Source organism: Hymenobacter lapidiphilus (assembly GCF_003417065.2).
In the GTDB taxonomy this organism is placed as follows: Bacteria; Bacteroidota; Bacteroidia; order Cytophagales; family Hymenobacteraceae; genus Hymenobacter.
On record NZ_QVLT01000014.1, the window covers coordinates 13,207 to 38,800 of the forward strand.

The 25,594-nt window shown below is 61.1% G+C and carries 26 protein-coding genes; 9 read left to right on the forward strand and 17 right to left on the reverse strand.

Features of this window, described 5'->3' with window-relative positions; translation table 11 throughout:
• Positions 1 to 95 precede the first annotated feature (95 nt).
• From D0N36_RS10035 to xseA, 5 genes are all read right to left on the reverse strand, one after another.
• A complete protein-coding gene (locus D0N36_RS10035; RefSeq protein WP_116941262.1) occupies positions 96 to 506 on the reverse strand; it encodes a hypothetical protein in 411 nt (136 codons plus the stop codon).
• 56 nt (positions 507 to 562) lie between these two features.
• Complete coding sequence (locus D0N36_RS10040) at positions 563 to 991, reverse strand: hypothetical protein (RefSeq protein ID WP_147320824.1); 429 nt, start codon at positions 989 to 991, stop codon at positions 563 to 565.
• Between the two features lie 245 nt (positions 992 to 1,236).
• The gene (locus D0N36_RS10045) at positions 1,237 to 1,602 is read right to left on the reverse strand and encodes a hypothetical protein (protein ID WP_116941264.1); all 366 of its coding nucleotides are present in this window, start codon (positions 1,600 to 1,602) and stop codon (positions 1,237 to 1,239) included.
• Positions 1,603 to 1,698: 96 nt separating this feature from the next.
• Positions 1,699 to 1,929, reverse strand: coding sequence for an exodeoxyribonuclease VII small subunit (gene xseB, locus D0N36_RS10050; RefSeq protein ID WP_116941265.1), 231 nt, complete (start codon positions 1,927 to 1,929; stop codon positions 1,699 to 1,701).
• 51 nt (positions 1,930 to 1,980) lie between these two features.
• Positions 1,981 to 3,501, reverse strand: coding sequence for an exodeoxyribonuclease VII large subunit (gene xseA / locus D0N36_RS10055; RefSeq protein WP_190242605.1), 1,521 nt, complete (start codon positions 3,499 to 3,501; stop codon positions 1,981 to 1,983).
• Between the two features lie 320 nt (positions 3,502 to 3,821).
• On the opposite strand from xseA, the gene D0N36_RS10060 reads away from it, so the two are divergent.
• The 3 genes from D0N36_RS10060 to D0N36_RS10070 all read left to right on the forward strand — a co-directional run bounded on the left by D0N36_RS10060 (position 3,822) and on the right by D0N36_RS10070 (position 6,942).
• A complete protein-coding gene (locus D0N36_RS10060) occupies positions 3,822 to 5,918 on the forward strand; it encodes a M13 family metallopeptidase (protein WP_242478870.1) in 2,097 nt (698 codons plus the stop codon).
• Between the two features lie 121 nt (positions 5,919 to 6,039).
• Entirely contained in the window at positions 6,040 to 6,306 is a 267-nt protein-coding gene (locus tag D0N36_RS10065) for a hypothetical protein (RefSeq protein ID WP_116941267.1), read from the forward strand.
• Positions 6,307 to 6,474: 168 nt separating this feature from the next.
• Positions 6,475 to 6,942, forward strand: coding sequence for a hypothetical protein (locus D0N36_RS10070; RefSeq protein WP_116941268.1), 468 nt, complete (start codon positions 6,475 to 6,477; stop codon positions 6,940 to 6,942).
• A gap of 24 nt (positions 6,943 to 6,966) precedes the next feature.
• On the opposite strand, the gene D0N36_RS10075 is transcribed toward D0N36_RS10070, so the two are convergent.
• Together D0N36_RS10075 and D0N36_RS10080 are read right to left on the reverse strand one after the other, a co-directional pair.
• Entirely contained in the window at positions 6,967 to 7,752 is a 786-nt protein-coding gene (locus tag D0N36_RS10075; RefSeq protein ID WP_116941269.1) for a peptidylprolyl isomerase, read from the reverse strand.
• Positions 7,753 to 7,822: 70 nt separating this feature from the next.
• Positions 7,823 to 9,076, reverse strand: a complete 1,254-nt coding sequence (locus tag D0N36_RS10080) for a phospholipase C/P1 nuclease family protein (protein ID WP_116941270.1) — start codon at positions 9,074 to 9,076, stop codon at positions 7,823 to 7,825.
• Positions 9,077 to 9,262: 186 nt separating this feature from the next.
• On the opposite strand from D0N36_RS10080, the gene D0N36_RS10085 reads away from it, so the two are divergent.
• Entirely contained in the window at positions 9,263 to 10,297 is a 1,035-nt protein-coding gene (locus tag D0N36_RS10085; RefSeq protein WP_116941271.1) for a hypothetical protein, read from the forward strand.
• A 150-nt stretch (positions 10,298 to 10,447) separates the two neighbouring features.
• Here D0N36_RS10085 and D0N36_RS10090 read toward each other — a convergent pair whose 3' ends face one another.
• Entirely contained in the window at positions 10,448 to 11,107 is a 660-nt protein-coding gene (locus tag D0N36_RS10090; RefSeq protein WP_147320825.1) for a hypothetical protein, read from the reverse strand.
• A gap of 230 nt (positions 11,108 to 11,337) precedes the next feature.
• Positions 11,338 to 12,633 (reverse strand): amidohydrolase family protein, encoded by a 1,296-nt coding sequence (locus tag D0N36_RS10095; RefSeq protein ID WP_116941273.1) that lies wholly within the window; start codon positions 12,631 to 12,633, stop codon positions 11,338 to 11,340.
• A 197-nt stretch (positions 12,634 to 12,830) separates the two neighbouring features.
• Between D0N36_RS10095 and D0N36_RS10100 the strand changes: the two genes are divergently transcribed.
• Positions 12,831 to 13,082, forward strand: coding sequence for an acyl-CoA-binding protein (locus tag D0N36_RS10100; RefSeq protein ID WP_116941274.1), 252 nt, complete (start codon positions 12,831 to 12,833; stop codon positions 13,080 to 13,082).
• A gap of 116 nt (positions 13,083 to 13,198) precedes the next feature.
• On the opposite strand, the gene D0N36_RS10105 is transcribed toward D0N36_RS10100, so the two are convergent.
• Positions 13,199 to 13,483: a CDGSH iron-sulfur domain-containing protein gene (locus D0N36_RS10105; RefSeq protein ID WP_262889880.1), complete on the reverse strand. Its 285-nt coding sequence runs from the start codon at positions 13,481 to 13,483 to the stop codon at positions 13,199 to 13,201.
• Between the two features lie 106 nt (positions 13,484 to 13,589).
• The gene (locus D0N36_RS10110) at positions 13,590 to 14,111 is read right to left on the reverse strand and encodes a GNAT family N-acetyltransferase (RefSeq protein WP_116941275.1); all 522 of its coding nucleotides are present in this window, start codon (positions 14,109 to 14,111) and stop codon (positions 13,590 to 13,592) included.
• A gap of 154 nt (positions 14,112 to 14,265) precedes the next feature.
• Between D0N36_RS10110 and D0N36_RS10115 the strand changes: the two genes are divergently transcribed.
• On the forward strand, positions 14,266 to 14,931 hold the full coding sequence (locus D0N36_RS10115) for a DUF6565 domain-containing protein (RefSeq protein ID WP_116941276.1): 666 nt from the start codon (positions 14,266 to 14,268) through the stop codon (positions 14,929 to 14,931).
• A gap of 65 nt (positions 14,932 to 14,996) precedes the next feature.
• On the opposite strand, the gene D0N36_RS10120 is transcribed toward D0N36_RS10115, so the two are convergent.
• Positions 14,997 to 15,443 (reverse strand): hypothetical protein, encoded by a 447-nt coding sequence (locus tag D0N36_RS10120; protein WP_116941277.1) that lies wholly within the window; start codon positions 15,441 to 15,443, stop codon positions 14,997 to 14,999.
• Positions 15,444 to 15,584: 141 nt separating this feature from the next.
• Here D0N36_RS10120 and D0N36_RS10125 point away from each other — a divergent pair, with 141 nt between their 5' ends.
• Entirely contained in the window at positions 15,585 to 16,208 is a 624-nt protein-coding gene (locus D0N36_RS10125; protein WP_116941278.1) for a deoxynucleoside kinase, read from the forward strand.
• A 72-nt stretch (positions 16,209 to 16,280) separates the two neighbouring features.
• Here D0N36_RS10125 and D0N36_RS10130 read toward each other — a convergent pair whose 3' ends face one another.
• The 5 genes from D0N36_RS10130 to D0N36_RS10150 form a co-directional block, all read right to left on the reverse strand.
• Positions 16,281 to 16,955 (reverse strand): DUF2461 domain-containing protein, encoded by a 675-nt coding sequence (locus D0N36_RS10130; protein WP_190242606.1) that lies wholly within the window; start codon positions 16,953 to 16,955, stop codon positions 16,281 to 16,283.
• Between the two features lie 100 nt (positions 16,956 to 17,055).
• Entirely contained in the window at positions 17,056 to 17,874 is an 819-nt protein-coding gene (locus tag D0N36_RS10135; protein WP_116941280.1) for a DUF547 domain-containing protein, read from the reverse strand.
• Between the two features lie 259 nt (positions 17,875 to 18,133).
• Entirely contained in the window at positions 18,134 to 18,961 is an 828-nt protein-coding gene (locus tag D0N36_RS10140) for an MOSC domain-containing protein (RefSeq protein WP_116941281.1), read from the reverse strand.
• 216 nt (positions 18,962 to 19,177) lie between these two features.
• Positions 19,178 to 20,143, reverse strand: coding sequence for a YitT family protein (locus D0N36_RS10145; RefSeq protein ID WP_116941282.1), 966 nt, complete (start codon positions 20,141 to 20,143; stop codon positions 19,178 to 19,180).
• 81 nt (positions 20,144 to 20,224) lie between these two features.
• Positions 20,225 to 21,886 carry a S8 family serine peptidase gene (locus D0N36_RS10150; protein WP_116941283.1) on the reverse strand — a complete coding sequence of 554 codons (1,662 nt, stop codon included), beginning with the start codon at positions 21,884 to 21,886 and terminating at the stop codon, positions 20,225 to 20,227.
• A 264-nt stretch (positions 21,887 to 22,150) separates the two neighbouring features.
• On the opposite strand from D0N36_RS10150, the gene D0N36_RS10155 reads away from it, so the two are divergent.
• Together D0N36_RS10155 and D0N36_RS10160 are read left to right on the forward strand one after the other, a co-directional pair.
• Positions 22,151 to 22,828 (forward strand): carbonic anhydrase, encoded by a 678-nt coding sequence (locus tag D0N36_RS10155; protein ID WP_116941284.1) that lies wholly within the window; start codon positions 22,151 to 22,153, stop codon positions 22,826 to 22,828.
• Between the two features lie 102 nt (positions 22,829 to 22,930).
• The gene (locus D0N36_RS10160; protein ID WP_116941285.1) at positions 22,931 to 25,585 is read left to right on the forward strand and encodes a PIG-L family deacetylase; all 2,655 of its coding nucleotides are present in this window, start codon (positions 22,931 to 22,933) and stop codon (positions 25,583 to 25,585) included.
• Positions 25,586 to 25,594 lie beyond the last annotated feature (9 nt).

The window sequence follows — 25,594 nt, forward strand, 5'->3', positions numbered from 1 at the left end:
GACCCCAAATGGTCCCTAATAATATTAGGCTAGTGCTTTGTCCTATCTTCATAAGTAAGGAGAGAGTACTTTCCCAATCAACCATACCCTAATGACTAAGACAGTAGGCTATGAGGATCACATATAGCAGGGCATTTCGCTGCGTCGTCGCCCACAATGCCATCGTCGTACATTGCTTCCCCATCGGCTCCCAGGCGTGCCACGATGTCGCGGCCGTCCTCATCAACTCCGACAACAAGTATCTGCGACTCATCGGGTTTGGTCAGGTCCGTCTTTGACTTCTTCAGGCCCATATAAAACCGCAGGCCCACACAGCCTTCCTGGTTTTTAATCTCATCGAGCAGCTTATTGCCGAAGTAATAGGCGTTGATGCGCTTGCGGCCGGCAACCTCAACGTCGGTAAGCGCCTCGCTGCGGTAGTTGGCCGCCCACTCGGCTGCCTCGGCCACCGGGATGGGGGCGCCGGCATCGGGATTGAAGCCGGGAATGGGGTCGATGTCTCTCATCTTTTAAGAAAACGGTGTGGGTAGGTAAAATAAGCGGTTATGCTGCTGAAGCGGAGTTACCGGGGCGGTGTATCGGTTGGGCGTACCAATAAAAAGGCCCTGCTGAGCAGTGCCGCCAGCAGTAGCAGCAGCACCGCGCTAACCAAATATATCAGCCGTAGATTGAATTCGTCGTTGAGGGCAATAAAGTAGTTCGTTGTCAGGAAGAGTAAAACCGTTCCGGTCAGGTACATGACAATGCCTACCGTAGCAACGAACATGGGTATTTTTGAGAGCTTTATATTTTTATGCCTCACCATTGTCTTCTCAAAAAACAGTAATGCCAAGCCGATGACAATAACGCTTTCAACTAAATTAGTGTAGGAGTTTATCTTGGGAGGACTTTCCAGCCATACAGAATCAGTAAAGGCAAACAATAGAAAGGCTATAGTTATAAATTGGATAGTTTTTTTGATTTTCGCCTCGGTGAATTCGTCGTGGTACACTTTTAGGTAGATGAGGCTTTCGACTACGGTAGCGAAGTGAATTAGCGGAATATTATTGCGCCATACACTATTAGCAATATGCATAAGGCAATAGATGCCGAAAAGGAATACTGGCAAAAACCGAAGTGCTATCAACCCCCCGGTCAGATGCGTGCGACGCGTATGCGCCAGATAAAAAGGCAGTAGCAAGCTGGTGTATGCTACGAAGTCCAGCAGCTTAGCGAAGCATATAAACCAAGGCGGCATTAGCTGTTAAGCGGATTTTCGATACTGCAGCAAGGAGGGCAGGGCGGCACATGAATGGCAAGGGATATCGGCTGCTCTTCGCGCGGCATTTCCTCCAGCTGGCTTTTGGCATCCAGGCGCTGCAATTCCGTTGCCGGCGAAACGGGCAGAATATCGTTGTCATTGGCATCGTAGCCTACCAGTACCAGCTGAGGTTGGCCGGCGTCGTCCAGGCCGTAGTAGGCCCGCACGCCCACGCACGCCGGCTGGCTTAGAATGCCCTGCAGGGTTTCGGCCGATAAGCAGTGACCCTTAATTCCGTTCAGATTCTGGTTGCGGTAGTTGCGGGTCCAGGCGCTGGCCTGCTGCAGGTCGTTGCTCGTCATTGAGGCAATAGAGTAGAAGGGAGGGCAGAAGGGTCAAATATAGGCGAAAGGCTATGATTTGGCAACCGATTCAGAAGTAAGGAAACCGGGTTGCTGTTAGGCAAAGTCGTCGGTATCCTCTTCGTCTTCCAAGTTCTCGAAAACCTGGTCGATGGCCTGCTCGGCCGAGCGGAGCTTGAGCTTGCAGAGGCGGATAAGCTCGGCCGAGCGCTGCACCCGGCTCGTGAGGTCGTCCACGTCCACGGCATCGGTTTCGAGGGCCCGCAGAATGGTTTCGAGCTCCTCGATGGCCTGGCGGTAGGTGAGTTCTGTTGACTTGGGAGGCATGGATAAGGGGAAGCGGAGATAGTGAAGGAATTTGAACGGCGTAGAGACGTTCTACAGCAGCAGCGGCAGCTGGCCGCCCACGCGGGCCGGCACCAGCGAGGCGTCGGGCAGGCGTAGCAGCAGCTCCTGGCCGGGGCGCAGCTTGCCCGTAAGCGGGCGGCCCTTGGGCGTGAGCAGGCGCACGGTGCCCGGCTCGGGCGGCGCGGGGCGGGTTGCCGCGGGCGTGGGTCGCAGCTCGGCTAGCCGCAGCTGCTGCAGGTGCAACAGGCGCAGGGCGGCCAGCTGCAGCTTGTAGCGGCGGCGCAACAGCTGCTCGCGGCGGCGGCGGTGCAGGCGGCGGAAGCGTTGGGCCAGCGTCCGGCCCCGCAGCCGCAGCTGTTGCTCGTGGTGGACTAAAGCTTCGCGAGCGGCGCGGTGCAGCTGGTGCCGCCGCCGCCCGAGCTGCTGCTCCTGCTGGCGCAGCTGGGCCCGGGGCGCGGTAGCCGCCGCCCGAATGCGCTGATGCAGGACCTCGCGGTGCTCCTGCAGCTGGCCCTGCACCGCCCGCCGGGCCTGCCGGAGCCGGCGGTTGAGCTGCTCGGCGGCGTAGCGCACCTGCTGCTGGGCCAACTGTTGGATGCGGCCGCCGTAGCCCTCCAGCGCGGCCTCCAGGCGGGCCAGCCGCTCGATGAGATAGGCGGCCACGGCGGTGGGCGTTTTCAGGGCCAGGTGGGCTGCCAGGTCGAGTACGGCTTCATCACGCTCGTGGCCGATGCCGGTGAGCACGGGCAGCGGAAACGCGCCCACGGCCGCCGCCAGCCCGAAATCATCGAAGGCCAGCAAATCGGCCTTCGAACCCCCACCCCGGATAATGACCACGGCTTCGAACTGCCCCCGGCGCGCCCGGATAGCATCGAGGGCGGCGCGGATGCTGGCCGGCGCCCCTTCGCCCTGCATGGTGGCCGGAAACAGCGTCAGGGCGAAATCGTAGGGCGCTTCCTGAAGCTGCTGCACGAAATCCTGCCAGCCCGCCGCCGTCGCCGACGACACGACGGCCACCCGCTGCACCCCAATGGGCAGCGTCAGCCGCTTCTGCCGCTCCAGCAGGCCCTCGGCTTCGAGCTTGCGCAGGGTTTCGAGCCGCAGCCGGGCCAGGTCGCCGACGGTGTAGGTGGGGTCGAGGGCCAGCACATCGAGGCTCAGGCCAAACTGCTCGTGGAATTTCACCTGCACCCGGAGCATGATTTTGAGGCCCGGCCGCAGCTGCAGGCCCGTTTGCTCCTCGAAGGCCGCCGCCAATTGCCGGTAGCGCTGGCTCCAGATGGTGGCGCGGGCCTGGGCCTTGAGCGTGGCCCCGCGGGCGGTGGTGTGCTGGTCGGTGAGGGTGAGGTAGCAATGCGCGCCCACGGTGCGGGGCAGCGTGAGGTCGGATATTTCGGCCACCACCCAGTACGAATCGGCAAACCGCTCGGTAAGCGTCTGGCGCACCCGGGCCAGCAGCTCGGCCAGCGGCAAAGCGGCGGGCGGCAGCGCGGGGCCGGCGTTAGCGGCAGGGGAGAGGCCCGGGTCGGGCCGACGGTTGTAAAGCGGCATCAGGCGCAAGTTACGCAAGGGTTGGGGGAGAGGGAATAGGTGTTTGGAGGGAGAGGTGAGAAGCGAGAGGTGGGAAGGGAGAAGCAGGAAAAGGAACGTCATTCTTAATCTGGCGTCCGCGGAGGCGAAGTCGAAGAATCTCTACCGCTTCGTTGCGGCCGACAGGATTACCGTTGCGGTAGAGATTCTTCGACTTCGCCTCCGGCTTCGCGGACGCCAGATTAAGAATGACGTTCCTTCTCACCGCCCCCCTCTCCCTTCCAAATCCCGGCTTTTTACTAGATTTACTTTTCCCCCAACTGCACCTTTCTTCCATATCCATGCTAAAAAAGCACAACCTGACCTTGGCAGCCGTAGCCGCTGCTGGCCTCGCGCTGAGCGGCTGCGCCAGCACCCAGCCGGTCGCTTCCACCACCACTACGTCCACCGCCGAAACGCCCCCCACGGCGGCTCCCGACCCGAAAGGCACCGGTCTGAATGTGGCCAACATCAATATGTCGGCCGACCCCTGCGACGACTTCTTCGAGTATGCGTCGGGCAGCTGGCTTAAAAACAACCCCATTCCGGCCTCCGAAGTACGCTGGGGCTCCTTTAATGAGTTGGCCGATAAGAACAACGCCGTGATGCGGCAGATTCTGGACGAGTCGGCCGCCAATACCTCGGCCGCCCGCGGTTCCAATGCACAGAAGGTAGGCGACTTCTACGCCTCGGCCATGGACTCGGCCGCCATCGACGCCGCCGGCCTGAAATACCTGCAGCCCGAGCTGGACCGCATCAGCAAAATCAAAACCCTGAAAGAAGTGCAGGCCGTGCTGCCCCAGCAAATGCGCCTGCAGACCGGTGCCTTCTTCGGGGGCTACGTGGGCCAGGACGACAAGAAAAGCGACGAGTACGCCGTGAACTTGTACCAGGGTGGCCTGAGCCTGCCCGACCGCGACTACTACCTCAAGGATGATGCCCGCTCCAAAGGTATCCGCGCGGCCTACACCACCTACCTGACCAACACGTTTAAGCTACTGGGTGACAACCCGACCACGGCCGCCAAAAACGCCGTGGCCGTAATGGCCCTCGAAACCAAGCTGGCCAAGGCCTCCAAAACCCGCGTGGCCCTGCGCGACCCCAACGCCAACTACAACAAAATGAGCGTGGCCGAGGCCAACAAGCGCTTCCCGAATCTGGCGCTTCCCGCCACGCTCAAGTCCCTTAACCTGGGCGCGGCTCAGCAAGTAGTCGTGGGCCAGCCCGAGTTTTTGAAGGTGGTAAGCGACCTGATGAAGCAGACGCCGGTAGCCGACCTCAAAACCTATATGCGCTGGCATTTGGTGTCGTCGTTGTCGTCGGCGCTGCCCAAGGCCTACGGCGACGAGCAGTTCCGCTTCTCGCAGGTGCTGACCGGCGCCAAGCAGCAGCAGCCCCGCTGGAAGCGCATGCTGCGCTCGACCGACGGCGCGCTGGGCGAGGCCTTCGGGCAGGTGTACGTGGAGAAGGCTTTCACGCCCGAAACCAAGCAGAAGGCGCTGGTGATGGTGAACAACATCCGGGCCGCCATGGGCGAACATATTGAGAAGCTCGACTGGATGAGCCCGGCTACGAAGGCTGAGGCCCAGAAGAAGCTGGCCGCCTTCACCGTAAAAATCGGCTACCCCGACAAGTGGAAGGATTACTCAGCCCTCAACATCTCGCGCGATTCGTACCTGCAGAATGTGCTGGCCGCCCGCCAGTGGAGCTACGCCGACAACACCAGCAAGTTCGGCAAGCCGATTGACCGCCAGGAGTGGGGCATGACGCCGCCCACAGTGAATGCCTACTTCAACCCGAGCATGAACGAAATCGTGTTCCCGGCCGGCATCATGCAGCCTCCGTTCTTCGACCCTAACGCCGATGATGCCGTGAACTACGGCGGCATGGGCGCGGTAATCGGCCACGAAATCACCCACGGCTTCGACGACCAGGGCCGCCAGTACGACGCCCAGGGCAACCTGCGCGACTGGTGGACCAAGGAGGACGCCGACAAGTTCCAGCAGCGCGCCGATATGGTAGACAAGCAGTATTCGGCCTTCTCGCCGCTTGATTCGGTATTCGTGAACGGTAAGCTGACGATGGGCGAAAACCTGGCCGACTTCGGTGGGCTGGCCCTGGCCTACTCGGCGCTACAGAAAGCCAACGCCGGCAAAAACGTGCCCAAGTACGACGGCTTCACGCCCGAGCAGCGCTTCTTCCTGGCCTGGGCCCAGGTGTGGCGCACCAACGCCCGCCCCGAGTACCTGCGCCAGCAGGTGATGACCGACCCGCACTCGCCGGCCCAGTACCGCACCGTGGGTCCGCTCATGAATATGCCCGAGTTCTACGAGGCTTTCGGCTGCAAGGAAAACGCGAAAATGATGCGCGCCCAAGCCGACCGCGCCAAAATCTGGTAGCCTGATTGAGTTGTTAGCTGCTGCGGCGCTGTTTGCAAAACGGCCGCAGCAGCTACCGGCTCTGGTAACCTATCCTAACCGTGAGCAGCGCGGTCGTCATTTCATAAGCAACAGATAAACGATGCCGAACGATAAGGATTACGCCGCGCTGCCGCTGGAAGCGTTGCTGGCGGAGGAGAAAGACGTAAAAAGAAACCAGTTGCTTTCGGCCGCAACCATTGGGTTTTTGGTGGGCGTGATGGTATATGGTCTCGTTAAGAACGGGCTTGGATTCCTTTACCTCGCCATCCCTTTATTTTTGATAGTGGGGATTTATAAGAATTCACGCGTTCAGAAACAGCGTCTTGAACAAATCAGGGCGGAAATCGGACTAAGAAAAACAGCCTGAAACGCTGAACTCTCATCCAAGCTGAAAGCGGCCCGCACAATTGTGCGGGCCGCTTTTTTGTGAGCTGCTGAGCTGCTTCAGGGGCTGTGAATGGCCTGGTGACGGGCGAAAACTCCCTTAAACCGAGCCCGAAGCACTTTTCCGGCGCGCTTTTTCGTAGAGTGGGGTATGCTTGCTATTCTTCGCACTCTTGGCCTGGGCCTGCTGCTGGGTTCGGCCGCCTGCCAGTCGCAGCCTGCCGTGCCTGCCGATGCCTCTGCTGCCCCGGCCACTACGCCGGCCACCGCGCCGGCCTCTGCCGCGTCGGTTGGCCTGCTGGCCGCCCCGCCCGATACAACCTTGGCGCGCCGCATTCAGCGCCCGCAACTCAACGATGTATATGTGGTGGCCTATCAGCCCGCCGGCGGCTCCGGGGAGCGGTACTTTTTCTACCGCGTAAGCCGCACAACGCCCACAACAGTCGATTTGCTACCCGCTCGCCAGGAGTCCTCCGACCCGGCCGCCAACGTTAGCGCCGCCGGCTTCTTCACCGACAAGGCCCTGACCTACACCCGCGCCGAAGCCCTGGAACTGCTGCAGGAGCAGCCCGGCGACGTGCAGCATACCCGCCTGGTCCAGATTCGGCGGGAGCAGTAAGAATGACGTTCCCCTTCTCACCGCTCACTTCAGCACTTTCACCTTGATGCCCACATCTGTGGTAGGCCATTTGTCCATGCCTACGGGCTCGTTGGCAATTTTGTCGATAACGTCGAGGCCTTCTACTACTTCGCCGAACACGGTGTATTGGCCATCGAGGCCGGGGGTGCCGCCCAGGGTTTCATAGGTTTTCACCTGCTCGGGCGTGAGGGGGCGGGTGGCGCTGGCCTGCGCCTGGGCCGCCGGCATTGGCTCGCCCTGCACGATGTAGAAGTCGTTGTTAGAGGAGAGTTTGCCGGGGTTCACCTCGCCATCGTAGCGGGCCATGGCCAGGGCACCGCGCTTATGGAAGTGCTGGGACCTGATTTCGGGCGGTAGCCGGTAGCTGCGCATGGCAATGGTGCGCCGCTCCGAGCCGCCGCCCTGAATGGCAAAGCTCTGCACCACGCGGTTGAACACCGACTCATCGAACACGCCTTTGCGGCTTAGCAGCAGGAAATTGGCCGTGTGGATAGGGGTGTCATCGTAGAGGCGGATGCGCATATTGCCCAGGCGGGTCTGGAGCAGCACTTCCTGGCCGGGGTACTGGCGGCCGTAGGCCAGCAGCAGTTGGGCAGCGTTGGAGTCGGCCAGCGCCATCAGGTCGGGGCCGGGTACTGCGGGGGGTGGCGCAGGCGTGGTGGCGTCGGCGGTTTCGGGCGGGCGCTGGTTGCAGGCGGCTAATAGCAGCGGCGCGCCAGCAGCGGAAGCAGAAAGGAGCGGGAGCGAATCATGGCAGTAGTACGAACAATAACCAGCCGTGGGGGGCAAAAAAAGGGTGGCCCGCCCAACAGCGTAGCCACCCCTGAAGGTAATGCCCGGCCTGGGCTGCTCCGATAAGCTACCAGCCCGAGCCGGCAGGTGAGCCCCAGCCGTCGTCGGACTTCGCTTTCGCCTTGGGCTTAGCGGCTGGCTTGGCCGCTGGTTTGGTCTTTTCCTTCACGGCCGGTCCATCGGCGGGCTTCACTTTGGTTTTTACCTTGGTGGCCGGCGCGGCTGGGGCGGCGGCCGGCGCCACTACTGCAGCCGGCGTGGCGGGCTTGGCCTCCACATCGGCCGAAAGCGTGGGCATGGCGCGGGCGGCATTGATGAGGTCGGGACGGACGGTTGCCTTCATGGGTTCGAGGGCCAGCAGGCCTTTCTGGTCCACGAGCACGTTTTCCTTCCAGGCGCTGAGCTGGTTGTCGAGCTGGTCCTGCTCGTCTTTCGAAACGGGCCGCTTAAGCAGCTTGCCGAGGTCGGGCGAGCCGGCATCTTTCCAGGCCGTCAGCCACATGGAGGCCACCAGCGTGGGGGCCAGCTTCAGGCGGAAGGCAATCATACCGCCCACTTTATCGTGGTACGAGTCGGCAAAGGCATCCGAGTACGCCCGGCGGGTCTGACCATACTTGTGGCTGAAAACGTATTTGGTCTGGGCCGTGTACTTGCGGGTGATGTCGGCCTCCAGATCGAAGGTGGCCCCCAGAAAGCCGTACGACTCCTGCAGCACCTGCCAGACATCACCCAGTGGGTCTTTCAGGGGGCGGGCGGACTCGTTTTTGAGCTTGTACTTGCCAATGTGGCGCTCGGGCAGCTTGCTTTCCCACAGCGCCAGCATGCCTTCCTGCTTGCTGAGCTGGCCATCATAGTTTTCGGTGGTGCGCAGCGGCACGTAGGCGTCGGCTACCAAATGGCTCAGCTCCGACGAAAGCGTGAGGATGGCCGTGGTATCGGCGTCGCGGAAGGCAGTGGTAAGCTTGTTTTTGGTGTCGATGATGGCCCAGGGGAGCGTGCCGTACTTACGTAGCGTATCGGCCGTGTACTTGGCTACGGCCTTGTCCCACTCCTTGGGCACCGTGCCGAAGGGGTCGGAGCCGTAGTGGTCCATAGAAATAAAGTGCCGGGGCGATTCGGCCAGATCCCGCTCGCGGGCCTCGTTGCCGCTGCCACTGCCGTTTACCAGCGCGGGCATGTTGCGGAAGTAGTAGCCGCGTATGGCCGAAGGCAGCGCGTATACGGCCAGCTGCGTAACAGTGCGGTGCGCAAACGTGCCCCAGGCCGGCGACAGTTTTGGGCACAGCAGCACGATAAGCAGGGTAAGTAGGAGTTTTTTCATAGCAGATTCCGACCAAAAGCTTGACGACAACGAAGATACAATTCGGCTGCCAGTTGGGGGCGGAAAGCTGTATTTTCAGCCCGGCCGGCCTGCCCCGTCGTACTAGTGCCTGCGGTGCCGGGGGCCGTGCCGCTCCGGCCCGCCCTCATGTTGCCGTATTTTCTTCTTCTGCCCGACCAGCTTTATATGACGCTTATTTCCAAAAAGAAGATTACCTACCCGGTGGGCGAACGGCTGCAGCAGTACCTCGTCGAGTACGACCGCGCAACCACGCTGCCCGTTGCCTACGCCGACCTGGCCCGCTTTACGGGCGCCTACCCGCTGCTCGACCGCCAGGGCGACGACACGCTCTGGGAAACGGTGTATTACGAACCCAACGCCCTGCGCGAGCTTAGCCAGGGCCTGGCCGAAGTGTACGCCCTGCTCAAAACCGCCGGCGACCTCTCGTTCACCCGGCACCTGCTGGCCGACCGCGTCGATTATTGCCGCTTCGGCAACAGCCAGCCCTTCCGGGTGCGCATCGTCAACCAGCTCAACGACAACCACGATTATTTCTACGTGAAGAAGGCCGATGCCTCCCGGGTGTACGGCCTCGAGCTGGAGCATATTCTTTCGCCCAACAACATCACCTACCTGCTCAGCGGCGACACGCTTATTGAGGAGCACATTGCCGGTATTCCCGGCGACGACTTTATCCGCCAACATCTCTCACGCCCCCACCTCAACCAGGTGCGCATGGCCAAGGAGTTCGTCAAGTTCAACGAGCGGTGCTTTGCGCGGCTGCTGGGCGACATGCGGGCCTACAATTACATCGTCGACGTGACCCTGGATTTTGAGGACGAGCAGTACCGGGTCCGGGCCATCGACTTCGACCAGCAGTGCTACGAGGGCAAGAAGAACATGTACCTGCCGCAGTTTTTCAAGGACAACCGGGCCATTGTGCAGCTGTGTAGCCGGCTGCTCAAGCCCGAAAACATCCGGCAGTACCAGGCCGAGGAACGCACTCTGATGGCCCGCCGGGCCCGCTCGGAGCGCCACCGCCTCAAAGACCTCATCGACTGCCTGCGCCACGACACCGTTTCGACGCCCGAAAAGGTCAGCCAGCTTAAGCAGGAGCTCAACCGCCACCACCGTACCGGGCAGTTCAGCCGCTGTCGTGGCATGGGCGACGTGGTTCGTCTGAACCTGAAGCTGATGCTGATGCCACCGAAAAAGCCCTGAATTGACGCGCGTTAAGGGCTTCGCTGCCTGGAACTGAGCCTCAGTAGTAAGCCCGGCACGCAAAAACCCGGCGACCAGGCAGGTCGTCGGGTTTTTGCGTGCTATACGCGGCCTGTCGGGGGGGGGCGGGGTAGGTTGGGTAAGCTGGCCTTAGCGGCCCAGCCCGATACTTATGCCGAGCGACAGTTCCAGACCGCCCGGCCCAATTGCCTGGGCAAAATCGCGGGTGAGCTGAGTGGGGTTGGGGTTGGTGGAATTGTACACAATGGGGTCGCCGCCGAGGCGCACGCCGTAGCCCAGCGTACCCAGCAGCCCTACCCGGCCTGGCTGCCAGCGCAGGCCCGAGCGCAGGTTCAATACGGTGTTGGCTTTGGTAGTGTACTCCGTGTAGTCGCCATCAATGTCCAGCGAGTTACTGGTAGCACTGGAGAGTACCAGGTTGGCACCAAAGTAAGGCGAAACCTTCTTTTCGGGCGCCAGATAAAAGCGGCTGCCGACCCCGATTTTAGCGCCGCTGATACCTAGTCCGAAGCCGGCATTCACATCAACCCGGGGCGAAACCATGTGGGCGTAATCAAAGCCCCAGCCGTAGGGTGCACCCCAGCCCAGGGTTATTCCCAGGGCCGAGCGCCGGTATAATGAGGCTGGCGGCTGGCCGGATTGCGGATAAGCATACGAATCGGCGGGCCGTTGATATTGCTGTGCCTGGGTGGGCTGGGGCGTTTGGGGCAACTGTTGCTGCTGAGCGTGGGTGGTGGTAGCGGCCAGCAGCAGCAAAGCGGCGGCTCCAGCCATAGTGTAGCGGTTCATAATAAGCGAGCAGTAAGAAGGAAGCAAAAGGAGTACGAACCTGCTGGCCAGCATGGTAGTGCCGGGCATCGGCAGCTGTAAAGTGTAAATCCACAATCGTGCCTACTTCCTGTAGAAAAGTTCCCGGGACGGCAATTATTTTTCAAAACCTCTCTATCAGCCTAGTAAGGCCAGTTTTGTGCTGCTTGTTTTTTCGGCTGGCTCCTGTAGCGTGCTGTGGGCCGGCGCTGTTACGGCTGGTATACTACGCCCTGCTTCATCACGAAGCGCACCCGCTGCATGGCCCCAATGTCCTGGAGTGGGTCGCCCTCCACGGCCACCACATCGGCGAGCTTGCCGGCTTCGAGCGTGCCCAGGTTTTCCGACTGACCCAGCAACTCGGCCGCCGATACGGTAGCGGAGCGCAACGCGGCCAGCGGTGGCATACCGGCCTCCACCATGTAGCGGAACTCCAGCCCGTTGACCCCGTGCCGGAACACGGCCGCATCGGTGCCAAACGCAATTTTAACGCCCGCCTTGTAGGCCCGCCCAAAGGTGCCCTGCAGCTTCGGGCCGATGGCCAAGGCCTTGGGCGTTACCAGCGGCGGATAGTAATTCGGGATTTTAGCCGAGTCGGCCACCGACTTGCCGGCCGTGATGGTCGGCACGTACCAGGTGCCGTTTTTTACCATCAGCTTCATCGTCTCATCGTCCATGAGCGTGCCATGCTCGATGCTCGTCACGCCCGCCCGAATTGCGCGCTTCATGCCCTCGGCGCCGTGGGCGTGGCAGGCCACGGCCAGGCCCAGGTCGCGCGCCGTTTCCACTACAGCCCGTATTTCGGCCTCCGTCATCTGGGCCGCCGAGCCATCTTTGGCCACGCTGAGCACGCCGCCGGTGCTGGCAATCTTGATGAGGTCGGCCCCGCGCTTGTACTGCTCGCGGACGGCCTGCCGGGCCTCATCGGGGCTGTTAATCACGCCATCCATCGGGCCGGGTATACCCATCAAATCGAGGCGGTAGCCGTTGGTGGGGTCCATGTGGCCACCGGTGCCCGAAATAGCCTTGCGGGCCGTGAAGATGCGCGGCCCCACCACGCGGCCCTGGTTAATGGCGTTGCGCAGGGCTACGTTCACACCCGAGCCGCCCAGGTCGCGCACGGTGGTAAAGCCGGCCAGCAGGGTTTTGCGGGCGTGCGTCAGCGAGCCGAACGCCACGTCGGCGGGGTTTTCGGTGAATTCGCGCAGAAAGTTATCCTTGCTGGTTTCGCCCTCTAGGTGCACATGGCAGTCGATGAGGCCGGGCAGCACGGTGCGGTTTTTCAGGTCCACAACCTGGTCTTTCGGGCCGGTGGGGGAGGAGTAGCCTTTTTCTACGGCCAGCAACCGACCATTTTCCACCACCACCGTCATGGCGGTTTGGGCGCGGTCGGAGCGCATGTCGAGCAGGCGGCCGCAGTGCAGGTAGGTTTTCTGGGCCAAAGCGGCCGGGGCCGAGGCCAGCAATGCGCCGCCGAATAGCAGGCTGGTAAGAAACGGTTTCAGCATAAAGGCAGGAAAAGTGCCACAAGAAGGATTGTGGAGACGGAAGATAAGCGGAAAATAAACGCTGCAAGCCGACTATTTCCGAGGCAATCCGTACCTTGAAATGAGCTGTTTGCTTTTAGCCGACAGCCGTTAGCTTCTCTGCAGGGGCGCTACCCTGCTCATCCAACCCCATTTTCCACATCTACCACATTCCAACTATGGCCACTCCCGAAGAATTTGAAGCCGCCGCCGCCCGCAGCAAAGAGCTGCCCGCCAAGCCCGACAACACGACGCTGCTTAAGATGTATTCGCTCTATAAGCAGGGCAGCGAGGGCGACGTTTCGGGCGACCGGCCCGGCGGATTCGATTTTAAGGCCATTGCCAAATACGACGCCTGGGCCGGCCAGCGCGGCAAAACCCAGGACGATGCCCGCCAGGAGTACGTTGATTTCGTAAACTCTTTATTCTAAGCCGTTAGCCCTGTTTCAGACAGATGCTTCAGGCCCCAGGCAAAAGTGCGCTACACACGTAGCGGGCACTTTTGCCTGGGGCCTGAAGCATTCGGGAGCTACTGGTTCAGGAGATGTTAGCCCAGCGGCTGGCCGCCGGCATCGGGGGCGGCAGGCGGCGGGGTAGGCTTGGCCGGGGCAGTGCCGGGGGCCGGCAGGTCGAAGGCCACGGCGTTGTGCTCGAAATGGTTCTTGTGCGAGCCGTCGCAGAACGGCTTGTTGGCCGAGAGGCCGCAGCGGCAGATGCTGATTCGCTCCCGGCCGGCGAGGCCATAGGAGTTGCCCTGGGCATCTACGAGTTCGAAATCGGTTCCGTCTACGCGGAGTGAGCCATTGCTGAGGACGGTAAGTTTGGTGGCCATGTTGGGTAAATGAGTGAAAGTGTGAGTCGGTGAATGAGTTGGTAAACAAAGTAAGCAGAACTATACGGCTGGCGGCGTAACTCAACCATACGCCACCACTATTCCTCTAAGCCCTAAGCTCCTTCCGCATAACGTAGTCGTTCATCCAGTAGGGGCCGATGGCAATATCCTCTTCGTGGTGGCGCTGAAAACCCAGGTGCTCGTAGAAAGCCAGCGCGGGGTTGTGGCGGTTCACGTTCAGGTCGAGGGTATGGCCGCCGGCTGCGCATACGGCCGTTTCTACGGCCCCGATGAGCTGCTGGCCCAGGCCCTGGCCCTGGTGCGAAGGCAGCACGTAAATCTTCTGTAGTTTGAAAAGACCCGCCTCGGGCTGAGCCGAAAATGAAGCGTAGCCGCTGGCCTGCTCACCATCGGTGTAAGCCAGCAGAAACTGATGGCCTTGTTCGCTTATTTGCCGTTGCAGCGAGGCTTCCGTGTAAATCACGCGGTACATGTACTCGATTTGTTCGCGCGAGATGATGAAGCGGTAGGTCGGCTCCCAGGTGGCTTCGGCCAGCGCCAGAATAGTCGGGATGTCGGCGGTGGTAGCAGGACGGATGCGGATGGAAGCGGCGGGAGAGGCTGGCATAAGGGGCAAAAAACGGGATAATCCGGCGCAAAACCGAACCGTTTGGCAGCTTTCGACGGTTTTGGGCCGGAAATTGCCTCCTTCCTGGCCAGGCAGCCCCGCTGCCGTATACTGAGCCACTTCCGCTTCCGTTATCTGCTTCTTTCCTTCTGCCATGCTGAAAAATACTGCTTCCGCTACCTTGCTATTCACCGCCAGCCTGCTACTGGCCGCCTCCCCGGCCGCCCAGGCCCAGTCAGGCACCTCAAAAACCACCCCCGCTCCCGCTCCGGCCGGTAGCCTCGAACGCACGCTCAGCGAGTTTGGCAGCTGGGTTGGCAAGCAGGTCGACCGGGCCGAAGAGGTTACCCGCCGGGAAATACCGAAGGTTACGGCCGAGTTTGACCGCCGCAGTCGTCGGCTCGACCGGGCCGTCGACAGCCTCTCGGCCGAGGGCCAGCGCGAGTATGCCACCCAGAAGGTGCGCTACCAGCAGTGGGCCACCCGCCAGGATAGCCTAGACGCCGCCAACCGCCAGCCCACTACGCCCGCCCAGGCCCAGGCCCGGCTGCTGAACGAAAACGTGAACATCAGCCGGGCCCGCGCCACCGAGTTGCCCAACCTCTATCAGCGGTTGGTTGAAACCATGCGAACCGAGAAAAAAGCCTGGTCGCAGGCTGATTGGACGACGGCCGACGATGTGCTCAGCCGTCTGAATGCCCGCTACGAGCAGGTGCGTACCCAGCTGCCGCTGGAAGAGCGCCTGCGCATTCGCACGTTACAGGGCGAGTTCCGGACGCTGGAAAAGGCCCGCGACGTAAAGGACTCGATGCGCGACTAACAACCGCATAGCGCGGCTCGCCTCCGCCCGGGGCGGGTCTGCATCCTGCAAAACGCCTCAGGTGGCTATACGATGTCGATTTTTGGCGCGGCGGCGGCCTGCTCCAGCCATTGCAGGGCAGTGGGGGCATCGTGGAAAGCCTCGATGCGCAGGTAAGGCTTCAGCCGCTCTATAAACCGGTAGCTGGCCAGCTGGTTGTGCATGTCGGGCGTAAAAATGTAGGCAATGGCATGCAGGCCCCCTTTTAATACCTGCGGCAGCCATTCGTACTCCAGCCATTCGAGCGCCTCGCTCCAGTCGCCGGTAGCCTGGCTTTTGTCGTTGAGCAGCAGGATATAGGGAGTAGCAGCCGTGAGCTGCAAGGTGCAGCGCGCCACGTAGATTACCTGCCCACCCGTGAGGTTCCCAAACCAGCGTATCGCCAGCAGCTGCCGGGCCGGGTCGTGCTCGATACTGGCCAGCCGTTTTCCGCTGTCGTCGGTGAGAATGCTCAGGGGCTGAAGCTTGAACAAGGTGATGGCGTGAGAGGACGGAAACGTAATCTATAAGATTATTATACGTAAATGTAGCATTATTGGCGATGCATGCGACGGGGTGTCGGTCGTGAAGGGGGAACTGCTATTTTTGCGACTCTGCTTTTTCGCACTTCGCTCATGCACATTGCAATAGTTGGTAACATCGGGGCCGGCAAAACCACCCTGTCAAACAAGTTAGCACACCACTTCAACTGGGAGGTATTTCTGGAAGACGTGGATGATAACCCATATCTAAAGGACTTTTACGACGATATGCCCCGGTGGGCTTTCCACCTGCAGGTGTATTTTCTGAACAGCCGCTTCCGCCAGACCCAGCAGATTAAGCACCTGCAGCAAACCAACAAAGGCATCATCCAGGACCGTACGATTTACGAGGATGCCCACATTTTCGCGGCCAATCTCAGCCAATCGGGCCTGATGAGTGAGCGTGATTACCAGAACTATCTGGGCCTGTTCAATTCCATGATCAGTATGGTCGACCCACCCGACCTGCTACTTTACCTGCGCGCCGACCTGCCTAAGCTGGTGCAGCAGATTGAGCGCCGGGGCCGTGGGTACGAAAACAACATCAAGATCGACTACCTCAAGCACCTGAATGAGCACTACGAGGAGTGGATTCGCGACTACGATCTGGGCAAGCTGCTCATCGTCGATGTCAATAACCTCGATTACGTTAATAACCCCGAAGATCTGAGCGTGGTCATCGACAAAATCAACAGCACCTTATTCGGTTTTTTCTAGGCAGCATCTCAACGCAGAAACCTGTCTGTTATTCTGCGCAGGATAACAGACAGGTTTCTGCGTTGAGATGCCTTAGCTTTCTTCAAGGGCCTCGTTCAGGAAACTCACCAGCGGACGGGCGGCCTGCCAGGCCTCAAGCACGCGGGCCGGAAAATCGGGGCGCAGCACTTCCGAGTCAGGGAAGTGCCGCCACACAAAGTAGCTCTTGAGCCGCAGCCACGCAACATCGGGGTCGGTGCGGTTGTAGCCTTTGGGGGCGGTTTTTAGCGTTTGCGAAGTATCGAGGCCCTCCGGGAAGTGGCGCAGCAGGTCGGGGTGCTGGCGCATGCTGTGAAATGCGGGGGCGTTATAGTGGATTTCCTGACGGATGCGGGCCAGCTCGGCGGCGTCGGGCAGGCGGCGCCCGGCCCCCACGTAGGTGCCGCCGCCGGGCTGCACGGCCACGAAGTAGCCTGCCCGGGGGGCGTGCCGGCCCCCGGGCTTGAAGCCCGCGCCCATATGGCGCTTGTAAGGCTCGGGGTCGAGTTGCGAACGGTCGTTTTTATTGATGCGGAACATCAGGTCGGTAGCGCGCAGGCCGTGCAGGCCGGGTTCCAGCTCGGCCGAGGCCAGCCGCAGCAGCTCATCTACGAAAGCGGCGTATTCGGCACGAGCGGCGTGGTAGCGGGCCCGGTTTTCGTCCATCCAGCCCTTGTGGTTGTGGGCCGCCAGATCGTGCAGAAAATCGAGAGTCAGTGCTAAGCTCATAGGTGAAAAAGCAAAATGCATGAGGCGTAAAAAAGCCCCGCACCGCTAGGCGGTACGGGGTAGCGCGGGCCCAAGTTGGCCGCCGCCGCAGCCGGAGAGGCTATTTGCGGCCTAAAACCGGCCCGTTGCTGAGGGCGCTGGGGCTGTTGAGGGCCCAGCTGAACGAGAGGTACTCGATGCTGGCCGTGGCCGCCACTGGTGCGTGCGCGTAGCGGTTGATGAAGGCGAGCAGCTGCGGCTCGGCCCCGAACTCGGTGGCGTAGGAGCGAAACAGCGCCGACAGCTGCACCTGCTGGGCGCTAAGCTGGTTGAAGGCCGGGTCGTTGATGAATCGGCGGGCCTGCTGGTCGAGCTGTTGGTTAAGCTGAGCGCCAGTGTAGGCCTCGGCCAGCAGCGGTGCCGACGAGGCCGCGCCGTAGTTGAGGGCGAAGTGAATACGCGGGTCGCGGAACTGCTGGCGCAGCTGCTGTTCAATCTGGTTGAGCGAGTAGTTCTGTCCGCCCACGTTCACGACCACCGTTTCCCAGGGTGACTCGTAGCTGCCCATGGTTTTGATGCGGATATCGTTGATGCTGGCTACGGGGTAGTTTTCGAGTATCAGGTTGGTGGCCGCGGCGTTGTAGGTGTTCAGCCAGAAGGCCTTTAGCTGGTCGGGAGTCCAGGTTTCGGCCTGCGGACGCACCTTGCGCAGGCTCTGCAAATAGCCCAGCAACTGGTCCTCTTCAGCCAGTAGGCCCTCGTAGTTCAACCGCCCTTCGGGCGTGACGTGCAGGCGGAGCAGGGCGCTCCAGGGCTGCTGCAGTTGCTCCGGGCTCGAGCCGTCGGCCGGGGCAGCCGTGCCGGTAAGGCTTAACGTTATTACCAACAACGAACTCAGCAGCAGACGGAACAGACCTAAGGGCAGGATGTAAGGGCGCATACGTCGGGTAGGGAACTACCGGGAATAGTTTTTATCCGGGATGGTATTGATTTATCAAAAGTATATGTTTTATACGGCTTAGCAAAATACAATCCAATCAAGGCGCCGGATTATTCGACTAAGTATTGGTAAGCGGCGGCTAGTATTACTATCTACTGGTCGAAACGCCCTTTAGTAAGCTCCTGCGGGTTAGGGGCCTGTATAAAGCCTGGGTGGAGGGGTAGCTCGTGGGGGAAAGGGGCGTTCGGCTAGGGAGCGGTTAGGACTTGTAGCTATGCACGGCAATGGGCTGGCCTACTGCAATCCAGCCCCGGCCAGCGCCGGTTACGTTCTGGCCGAACATGGCGCTGCCATCCTCAGTGCGGTAAGAGGCCAGGGTACGCAGGGGCTCGCCAAGCGCGTTTTTTCGGGCTGTAGCCGGGTCGATGGTGGTGAGCACACACCGCCCGCAGGCCCGCACCGCCCGGAAATCAAGCTCCCCGATGCGGAACTGGCTCCAGCTGTCTTCGGCGAAAGCCGCGCCACCACTGAACACGAAGTTGGGCCGGAACCGCTCCATGCCTACCGGCTCGGCCAGGCGACTGTTCAGGTCGAGCAGTGAAGCCTGCCCGATGAGCAGAAACGGATAGGCGTCGGCGAAGCTCACCAGCTGGCCCTCGGGGTTGAGGGCGGGCTCGGTGTCACGGCGCACCATATCCGACATGTACACCAGCTTGCAGGGCTGGCCCAGCGCCTCGCTGAGCCACTCGTCGCACTCAGGCCGGGCGCGCCAGGCAAACACCATGTCATCCCAAACCGTGACGAACAGCGTTTTTTCGGGCGTGGCCTCGAAGGGTACGTAGAGCGGCAATAGCTCGGGGCGCTGCTGGTGGCTGAGCAGGAAGCCATTGTAGGCCGGAGCCACCTTCAGGTGGGCCATGGCCGTGGTCTGCCGCTGGGTCATGAACTGGTTGCGCTCATTCACTATCAGCCAGCGGCGGTCGTGGCGCAGGCCGCGGGGCTCCACAACGGCCTCGGTAAGCCGAATACCCCCCAACGACTTTACCGGGTAGATGTAGAGGTCGGAGAGCAGGAGAGAATCAGGCATACGGCAAAGATATCAGTTGGCGGTTGATGAGTTGATAGTGAGACCGTCATTCAGAACGCAGCATGCCCGGAATCAATCAGAACGTCATGCTGAGCTTGTAGAAGCATCTCTACCGCTTCGTATGAGCCGCAACGAAGCGGTAGAGATGCTTCGACAAGCTCAGCATGACGTTCTAATTGATTCCGGGCACTTTGTAAACAGCTTCATTAACTGAACTCAATGCAACGGACGCTTCTTGACCATACCGCCCTTGGTGTCCTTCACGCTGTGCATTACCATGAAGGCCTGGCGGTCAATCTGTTGTACTTCAGACTTGAGCTGCGAGAGTTCGAGGCGGGTAACGACGGTAAAAACGATGTCGATGGGGCTGGGCTGGGTTCCGTGCGAACCGTAGCCGCGCTTGCCGCTGTAAACGGTGGCGCCGCGGCCCAGCTTCTCGGTAATCATGCGCCGGATGGCGTCGGAGCGGCCCGAAACGATGGTGACGCCGGTATATTCCTCCACGCCGTCAATCACGAAATCGACGGTTTTGGCGGCCGACAGATAGGCCAGAATCGAGTATAGCGCCGTTTCGACCGACAGCACGTAGGCCGCCACGGCGAAGATGACGATGTTGAACGAAAGGATAATGTCTCCTACCGTCAGGCTGCTGGTTTTGCTCAGGTAGATGGCCATAATTTCGGTGCCGTCGAGTACGCCGCCGCCACGCATGGCCAGTCCGATGCCGGCGCCCAGAAAAAAGCCCCCGAACACCGAAATCAGTAGCTTGTCTTCGGTAACGATAGGGAACGGCACCACGGCCAGCACCACGGCCAGGCCTAGTACACTCAGTAGCGTGCGAACGGCCACGCCCCGGCCCAGCTGCCGGCCGGCCATAATCATGAAGGGCACGTTGAGCACGATAATCAGCACCGGCAGCGGCAGCCCAAATATCTGCCGCAGCAGCAGCGACACGCCCGTTACACCGCCATCCAGGAAGCCGCCGGGCAGCAGGAAGCTTTCGAGCCCGAAACCGGCGCAGAACACGCCCATCGTCAGAAAAAGGGCATTCGTAATCTGCCGCCTCCACCACCGCCGCCCCCGCCGAACCGAGCGTGGGCTCCGCTGCGGCGCCGGCTCAGGCAGCGAGTCGGTTTCGGCCCGTTGGCGTTTGCGTAGCAGCATCAGTTGCGGAATGAGCATAAGGGCAGGATAAGCAAGTGATGAACGATGCGAATCGGGGCGGGAACTAAAGATACGCGCCGGCCCGGCCGCCGCCACGCGCTACTTGACCGGCGCGGCCTGCTGGGCCAGCTGCACGGCGCGGTACAGGTTCACGATGCCACCGGTGCTGGAGAGGTCGGCGAAATCGACGAGCTTATCGGAGCCGGGCTGGCGCACCTGGGTGTGGGTGGGCTGGGCCGAAGCCAGAATGAGGCGTTTGAGGTCGGCGGCCGTGAGCTCGGGGAAGTAGCTTTTAAGCGTGGCGGCAATGCCCGATACCACCGGGGCGGCCATGCTCGTGCCGCTCAGGTTGCCGTAGCGGCCGCCGGGCAACGTCGAGTAAATCTGGTTGCCGGGCGCAAATACATCTACCTGGGTTTTGCCGAAGTTGGAGAAGTCGGCGGCCAGACCGGCATCGTTGTCGCGCGAGGAGGCGCCCACCGTAATCAGGTTCGGGATGCGCTGGCCACTGAGATACACCGGGGCCGGATACTGCAGCTTCTGGTCGAGGTTCTCGTTCTCGTTGCCGGCCGAATGCACCAGCAGCACGCCCTTGCTGTCGGCGTAGCGGATGGCTTCCTCCACGGCCGCGCGCTGGGGCGAGTAGTACTTGCCGAAGCTCATGTTGATGATGCTGGCTCCGTGGTCGGTGGCGTACCGGATGGCGTTGGCCACATCCTTGTCGCGCTCGTCGCCATCGGGCACGGCGCGCACGGCCATCAGGCGCACCACGGGCGGCGCGATGCCCATAATGCCGAGGTTGTTTACGCGGTCGGCCCCAATGATGCCGGCCACGTGGGTGCCGTGCAGCGCATCGGGCCCGGATACGTCGGCGTTGCCGTAGAGGCGTTGCTTGATATTAAACGGGTCGTCGCCCACAATCGGGCGAGGGTTGTAGCTCAGGTTGAGGCCGTAGTCGAGCTGGTCCTGGGTTTGTTTCAGCCCGCTCTTCATCTCGGCTAGAATATCATCGAGCGAGCCGAAGCCGGTATTAAGCAGCAGCCCGTAGAGCTGGCCCGACAGCTCGCGTAACTTGGGGTCGGTAGTGGGCGGGTTGCGCAGGGTGGCCGTATCGATGCGCTCCACGCCCAGCTTCTGCCGCAGCAAGTCCGAAACGGCCATATTCTCGGCATATATCTGGCTGTACTCCTTCAGGCGGTCGGTGTTCTCCTTCACCTTGGCATCGTAGCTCTTCTTCACCCTAACATATAGGTCGAAGTCGGGGCGTTGGGCGGCGGGCACGCCAACGCGGCTCTTGCCCTTGAAACGGGGCTGCAACTGGGCCAGCAGGCGGGTTTCTTCGAGAGTTTCGAGGTTGATGTTGCGGCCGTCGGCGCCGCCCAGGTAGTTCCAGCCCCACACGTCGTCGGCGTAGCCATTCTTATCATCGTCGAGGCCGTTGCCGGCCACTTCGCGGGCATTGCGCCAGAGCATGCGCTTCAGGTCGGCGTGGGTGGTATCGATGCCGGCATCAATCACGGCCACTACCACCGGAGTAGGGGTACGGCCGGCCAGCAGCTCCTGGTAGGTGCGGTGTACGCTCACGCCCATTACGCGGTCGGCGGTGGGGTCGAGCAGGTACCACTGCAAAGTGGCGGCGGCTTCCGGCGAGGGGGCTTCGGGAGGAGCCGGCGCTACGGTTTGGGCCGTAGCCAGCAGCGGCAGACTGAGGGCGAGGCCCAGTACTGCGAGGCGCAGGCGGGCAACTAGAGGGAAGGACATGTGCAAAGAAAAGATACTGTAGAAGAGGCGGACTGCTGCAATAGCAGGGTAACGTAAACCGGGCGCCGCCGCTGTAAAAATAGCAAGCAGCCCACCGGGAAGCACCTTACAGACGCCCGCCCGGACTGGCCCGACGCACGCGGCCGGCAATTTGCCGCCGCGCCGTCTGCAATAACCCGGCCGCGCCGGCCGCAGCCCGAATCCGGCCGGCCGTGCGTAGCTTTCGCATCTGCTCCCATTTTCAACTGCTTTACCCCCCTGCCCATGCCCCAGTACGCCGAAGTTTTTGAGCGCAACCGCGAATGGGTAGCTGCCCGCACGGCCAGCAACCCCAATTTTCCGGCCTCACTCGCCGCCGATCAGCAGCCCGATTACCTCTACATCGGGTGCAGCGACAGCCGCGTAACGGCCGAGGAGCTGATGGGCGTGGCTCCGGGCGAAGTATTCGTGCACCGCAACATCGCCAACCTGGTCAACAACATCGATCTGAACGCCATGTCGGTGATTGAGTACGCCGTGCGCCACCTGCACGTCAAGCACATCATCGTGTGCGGGCACTACGGCTGCGGCGGCGTGAAAGCAGCCATGCAGGCCCAGGATATGGGCATTCTCAACCCCTGGCTGCGCAACATCCGCGACGTGTACCGCCTGCACCACACCGAGCTGAACGCCATCAGTGACACGGCATTGCGCTACGACCGGCTAGTGGAGCTGAACGTGCAGGAGCAGTGCATTAATGTAGTGAAAACGGCCGTTGTGCAACAAGCCTACCTGCAAGACGGTTTCCCGACGGTCCACGGTTGGGTGTTCGACCTGAAAACGGGCCTGCTGAAGGACCTGAACCTCGATTTCGTGCACATCCTGCACGACATCCAGGAAATTTATAACCTCGGCGACCAACCCGGCTGGCACCCCACCGGCGCCGCCCCAACGGCCGGTTAAGAAAGAAGCCGTACCGCTGAACAGATTTTCGCGGTACGGCTTCTGTACTGCAACCTGCCGGCCCGGCCCGCATCTTTACCGCTCTCGTTTCCCGCTTCCCGAATGACCCTTCGCTGTACTTTCCGCACCGCCGCTTTGCTGCTGGTGTTGCTCACGCACTCGCTCACGCACGCCTTCACGGCGCAGGCCCAGGCCCCTAAAACGTGGTCGTCGGGCGAGATTCTGCTGGGGCTCAAGAAGCTGAACGTGCTGGGTTCGGCCCTCTACATCGCCGCCCACCCCGACGATGAGAACACCCGTCTGATTGCGTATTTAGCCAACGGCCGCCTCGTGGAAACCGGCTACCTAAGTGCCACCCGCGGCGACGGCGGCCAGAACCTCATCGGCCCCGAGTTGCGCGAAGGCCTCGGCGTCATCAGGACCCAGGAGCTGCTGGCGGCCCGCCGCGTAGATGGCGGCCGGCAGTTCTTCACCCGCGCCAACGACTTTGGCTTTTCGAAAACGGCCCAGGAAACCTTCACCATCTGGGACAAGGAACAGGTGCTCTCCGATATGGTCTGGGTGATTCGCCAGCGCCGGCCCGACGTGCTGATAACCCGTTTCCCGCCCGACGCCCGCGCCGGCCACGGCCACCACACCGCCTCGGCCATGCTGGCCATCGAGGCCTTCGATGCCGCCGCCGACCCCAAGCGTTTCCCCGAGCAGCTGCAATATGTGCAGCCCTGGCAGGCCAAGCGCCTGCTCTGGAACACGGGTAGCTTCTTCGTGAAGGCGGGCGAGGACATGAGCCAGTATTTCCAGCTCGATGCCGGCGGCTTCAACCCGCTGCTGGGCCGCAGCTACGGCGAAATTGCCGCCGAAAGCCGCACCAGCCACAAAAGCCAGGGCTTCGGCAGCAGCGCCCAGCGCGGCGAGGCCCCGGAGTATTTCCAGCTGCTGAAAGGAGCCCCCGCCAAAACCGACCTATTCGACGGCGTAGACCTGACCTGGAACCGCGTGCCGGGCGGCGCGGCCGTGGGGAAATTGGTGGATGAGGTGATTAAGAATTATGATGCAGCCAATCCGAGTGCGAGTGTGGCGGGGCTAATAGCTGTAAAAAAGGGCTTCAGTAACTTGAACAATGCAAATTCGTTGTTCTGGTTGTTTGAGAAGCAAAAACAAGTAGATGTCTTGATACAGGCTTGCTTGGGAATCTACGTTGAGGCAGTTGCAATAGCGCCTACTGTTGCAATGGGGCAGGAGATAGAAATAAATTGGCAAGTACTAAGCAATTCTGATTTACCCATCACGGTGAGTAGCGTTAGGCCAATGGGTTTTGCTACTGCCGATATTTCGACTGATAGGCAGTTGACGCAAGGAAAGATGCTTAGCGGGAAGATGCGCGTCACTCCACTTGCAGGAATGGGAACATCTCAACCCTATTGGTTATCCGATCTAGGAACAACTGGTATGTACTCACTGCCGAAAGAGTATGTGTTATTCCAGGGAGGGTTGAAATACAATAAGCTTATTACTAATCATTTTGGTGTGGATGGACGCCGAACAGGCTATAGTGACTATTATGCTCAAGCTGATTTGAGCAGAAAACAAATGGTGTTCAAGGAACAGAAATTGGTTGGTCATCCTGAAAGTCCTCCTGTTGTAGACCTCTATATTGGTTTATCAATTGGGGATGAATACATAGAAGTATTTGCCCCCGTTCAATACAAGCACACGGACCCCGTGCGGGGCGAAATCTACGAGCCGCTGACGGTAGTGCCGCCAGTGATGGTGAATATCGGCGGGCAGGCCTTCGTGTTTGCCGACAACGCGCCCAAAACGGTGCCCGTGACGGTGCGGGCCGGGAAAGCCGGCGTGCGCGGCAGCGTGGCCCTCACGCTGCCCGCCGGCTGGCAGTCGGAGCCGGCGAGCTTCCCCTTCGACCTCGCCGCCAAGGATGGCGAGCAGACGGTGCAGTTCCAGGTGCGGCCGGGAGCTGGGGCGAAGGAGGGCAAAACCGAGCTGCGCGCCGTAGCTACCGTGGAGGGCCAGGCATATTCGCGCGGCTACCAAGTGATTGCCTACGACCACATTCCGACCCAAACCCTGTTTCCCGAAGCCACCGCCCCGCTCGTCAAGCTCGACCTCAAGCGCAAGGGCCAGCAAATCGGCTACCTGATGGGGGCCGGCGACGAGGTGCCCGAGGCCCTGCGCCAGATTGGCTACACCGTTACGCTACTCAAGCCCGAAGACCTCACTGAGAACAACCTGCGCCGCTTCGATGCCGTGGTGCTCGGCATCCGGGCCTACAACACCGTCGAGCAGCTGAAAACCCGCCAGCCGGCCCTGCTGAAATACGTGGAAAACGGCGGCAACGTGGTGGTGCAGTACGTGGTGAACCGCGGCACGGTGCTGCCCCAAATCGGCCCGTACCCGCTCACCCTGGGCCGCGACCGGGTGACGGTGGAAGACGCGCCCGTGACACTGCTCAACCCCACGCAACCGCTGCTCAACACGCCCAACCGCATCACGCCCCAGGATTTTGTGGGCTGGGAGCAGGAGCAGGGTCTCTACTACCCCGAGAAGTGGGACCCGCGCTACCAGACCGTCATCAGCAGCCACGACCCCGGCGAAACCCCTAAGGAAAGCGCCATTCTGGTGACCAACTACGGCAAGGGCCACTACATCTACACGGGCCTCAGCTTCTTCCGCGAGCTGCCCGCCGGCGTGCCCGGCGCCTACCGGATTCTGACTAATATGGTGTCGTTGGGGAAGTAGGGGCCTGCC

Coding starts and splice junctions, on each gene's coding strand:
- D0N36_RS10035 (WP_116941262.1), bottom strand. CDS start 506: ATGAGAGACATCGACCCCATTCCCGGCTTCAATCCCGATGCCGGCGCC.
- D0N36_RS10045 (WP_116941264.1), bottom strand. CDS start 1,602: ATGACGAGCAACGACCTGCAGCAGGCCAGCGCCTGGACCCGCAACTAC.
- xseB (WP_116941265.1), bottom strand. CDS start 1,929: ATGCCTCCCAAGTCAACAGAACTCACCTACCGCCAGGCCATCGAGGAG.
- xseA (WP_190242605.1), bottom strand. CDS start 3,501: ATGCCGCTTTACAACCGTCGGCCCGACCCGGGCCTCTCCCCTGCCGCT.
- D0N36_RS10060 (WP_242478870.1), top strand. CDS start 3,822: ATGCTAAAAAAGCACAACCTGACCTTGGCAGCCGTAGCCGCTGCTGGC.
- D0N36_RS10065 (WP_116941267.1), top strand. CDS start 6,040: ATGCCGAACGATAAGGATTACGCCGCGCTGCCGCTGGAAGCGTTGCTG.
- D0N36_RS10070 (WP_116941268.1), top strand. CDS start 6,475: ATGCTTGCTATTCTTCGCACTCTTGGCCTGGGCCTGCTGCTGGGTTCG.
- D0N36_RS10080 (WP_116941270.1), bottom strand. CDS start 9,076: ATGAAAAAACTCCTACTTACCCTGCTTATCGTGCTGCTGTGCCCAAAA.
- D0N36_RS10085 (WP_116941271.1), top strand. CDS start 9,263: ATGACGCTTATTTCCAAAAAGAAGATTACCTACCCGGTGGGCGAACGG.
- D0N36_RS10090 (WP_147320825.1), bottom strand. CDS start 11,107: ATGAACCGCTACACTATGGCTGGAGCCGCCGCTTTGCTGCTGCTGGCC.
- D0N36_RS10095 (WP_116941273.1), bottom strand. CDS start 12,633: ATGCTGAAACCGTTTCTTACCAGCCTGCTATTCGGCGGCGCATTGCTG.
- D0N36_RS10100 (WP_116941274.1), top strand. CDS start 12,831: ATGGCCACTCCCGAAGAATTTGAAGCCGCCGCCGCCCGCAGCAAAGAG.
- D0N36_RS10105 (WP_262889880.1), bottom strand. CDS start 13,483: ATGGCCACCAAACTTACCGTCCTCAGCAATGGCTCACTCCGCGTAGAC.
- D0N36_RS10110 (WP_116941275.1), bottom strand. CDS start 14,111: ATGCCAGCCTCTCCCGCCGCTTCCATCCGCATCCGTCCTGCTACCACC.
- D0N36_RS10115 (WP_116941276.1), top strand. CDS start 14,266: ATGCTGAAAAATACTGCTTCCGCTACCTTGCTATTCACCGCCAGCCTG.
- D0N36_RS10125 (WP_116941278.1), top strand. CDS start 15,585: ATGCACATTGCAATAGTTGGTAACATCGGGGCCGGCAAAACCACCCTG.
- D0N36_RS10130 (WP_190242606.1), bottom strand. CDS start 16,955: ATGAGCTTAGCACTGACTCTCGATTTTCTGCACGATCTGGCGGCCCAC.
- D0N36_RS10135 (WP_116941280.1), bottom strand. CDS start 17,874: ATGCGCCCTTACATCCTGCCCTTAGGTCTGTTCCGTCTGCTGCTGAGT.
- D0N36_RS10140 (WP_116941281.1), bottom strand. CDS start 18,961: ATGCCTGATTCTCTCCTGCTCTCCGACCTCTACATCTACCCGGTAAAG.
- D0N36_RS10145 (WP_116941282.1), bottom strand. CDS start 20,143: ATGCTCATTCCGCAACTGATGCTGCTACGCAAACGCCAACGGGCCGAA.
- D0N36_RS10150 (WP_116941283.1), bottom strand. CDS start 21,886: ATGTCCTTCCCTCTAGTTGCCCGCCTGCGCCTCGCAGTACTGGGCCTC.
- D0N36_RS10155 (WP_116941284.1), top strand. CDS start 22,151: ATGCCCCAGTACGCCGAAGTTTTTGAGCGCAACCGCGAATGGGTAGCT.
- D0N36_RS10160 (WP_116941285.1), top strand. CDS start 22,931: ATGACCCTTCGCTGTACTTTCCGCACCGCCGCTTTGCTGCTGGTGTTG.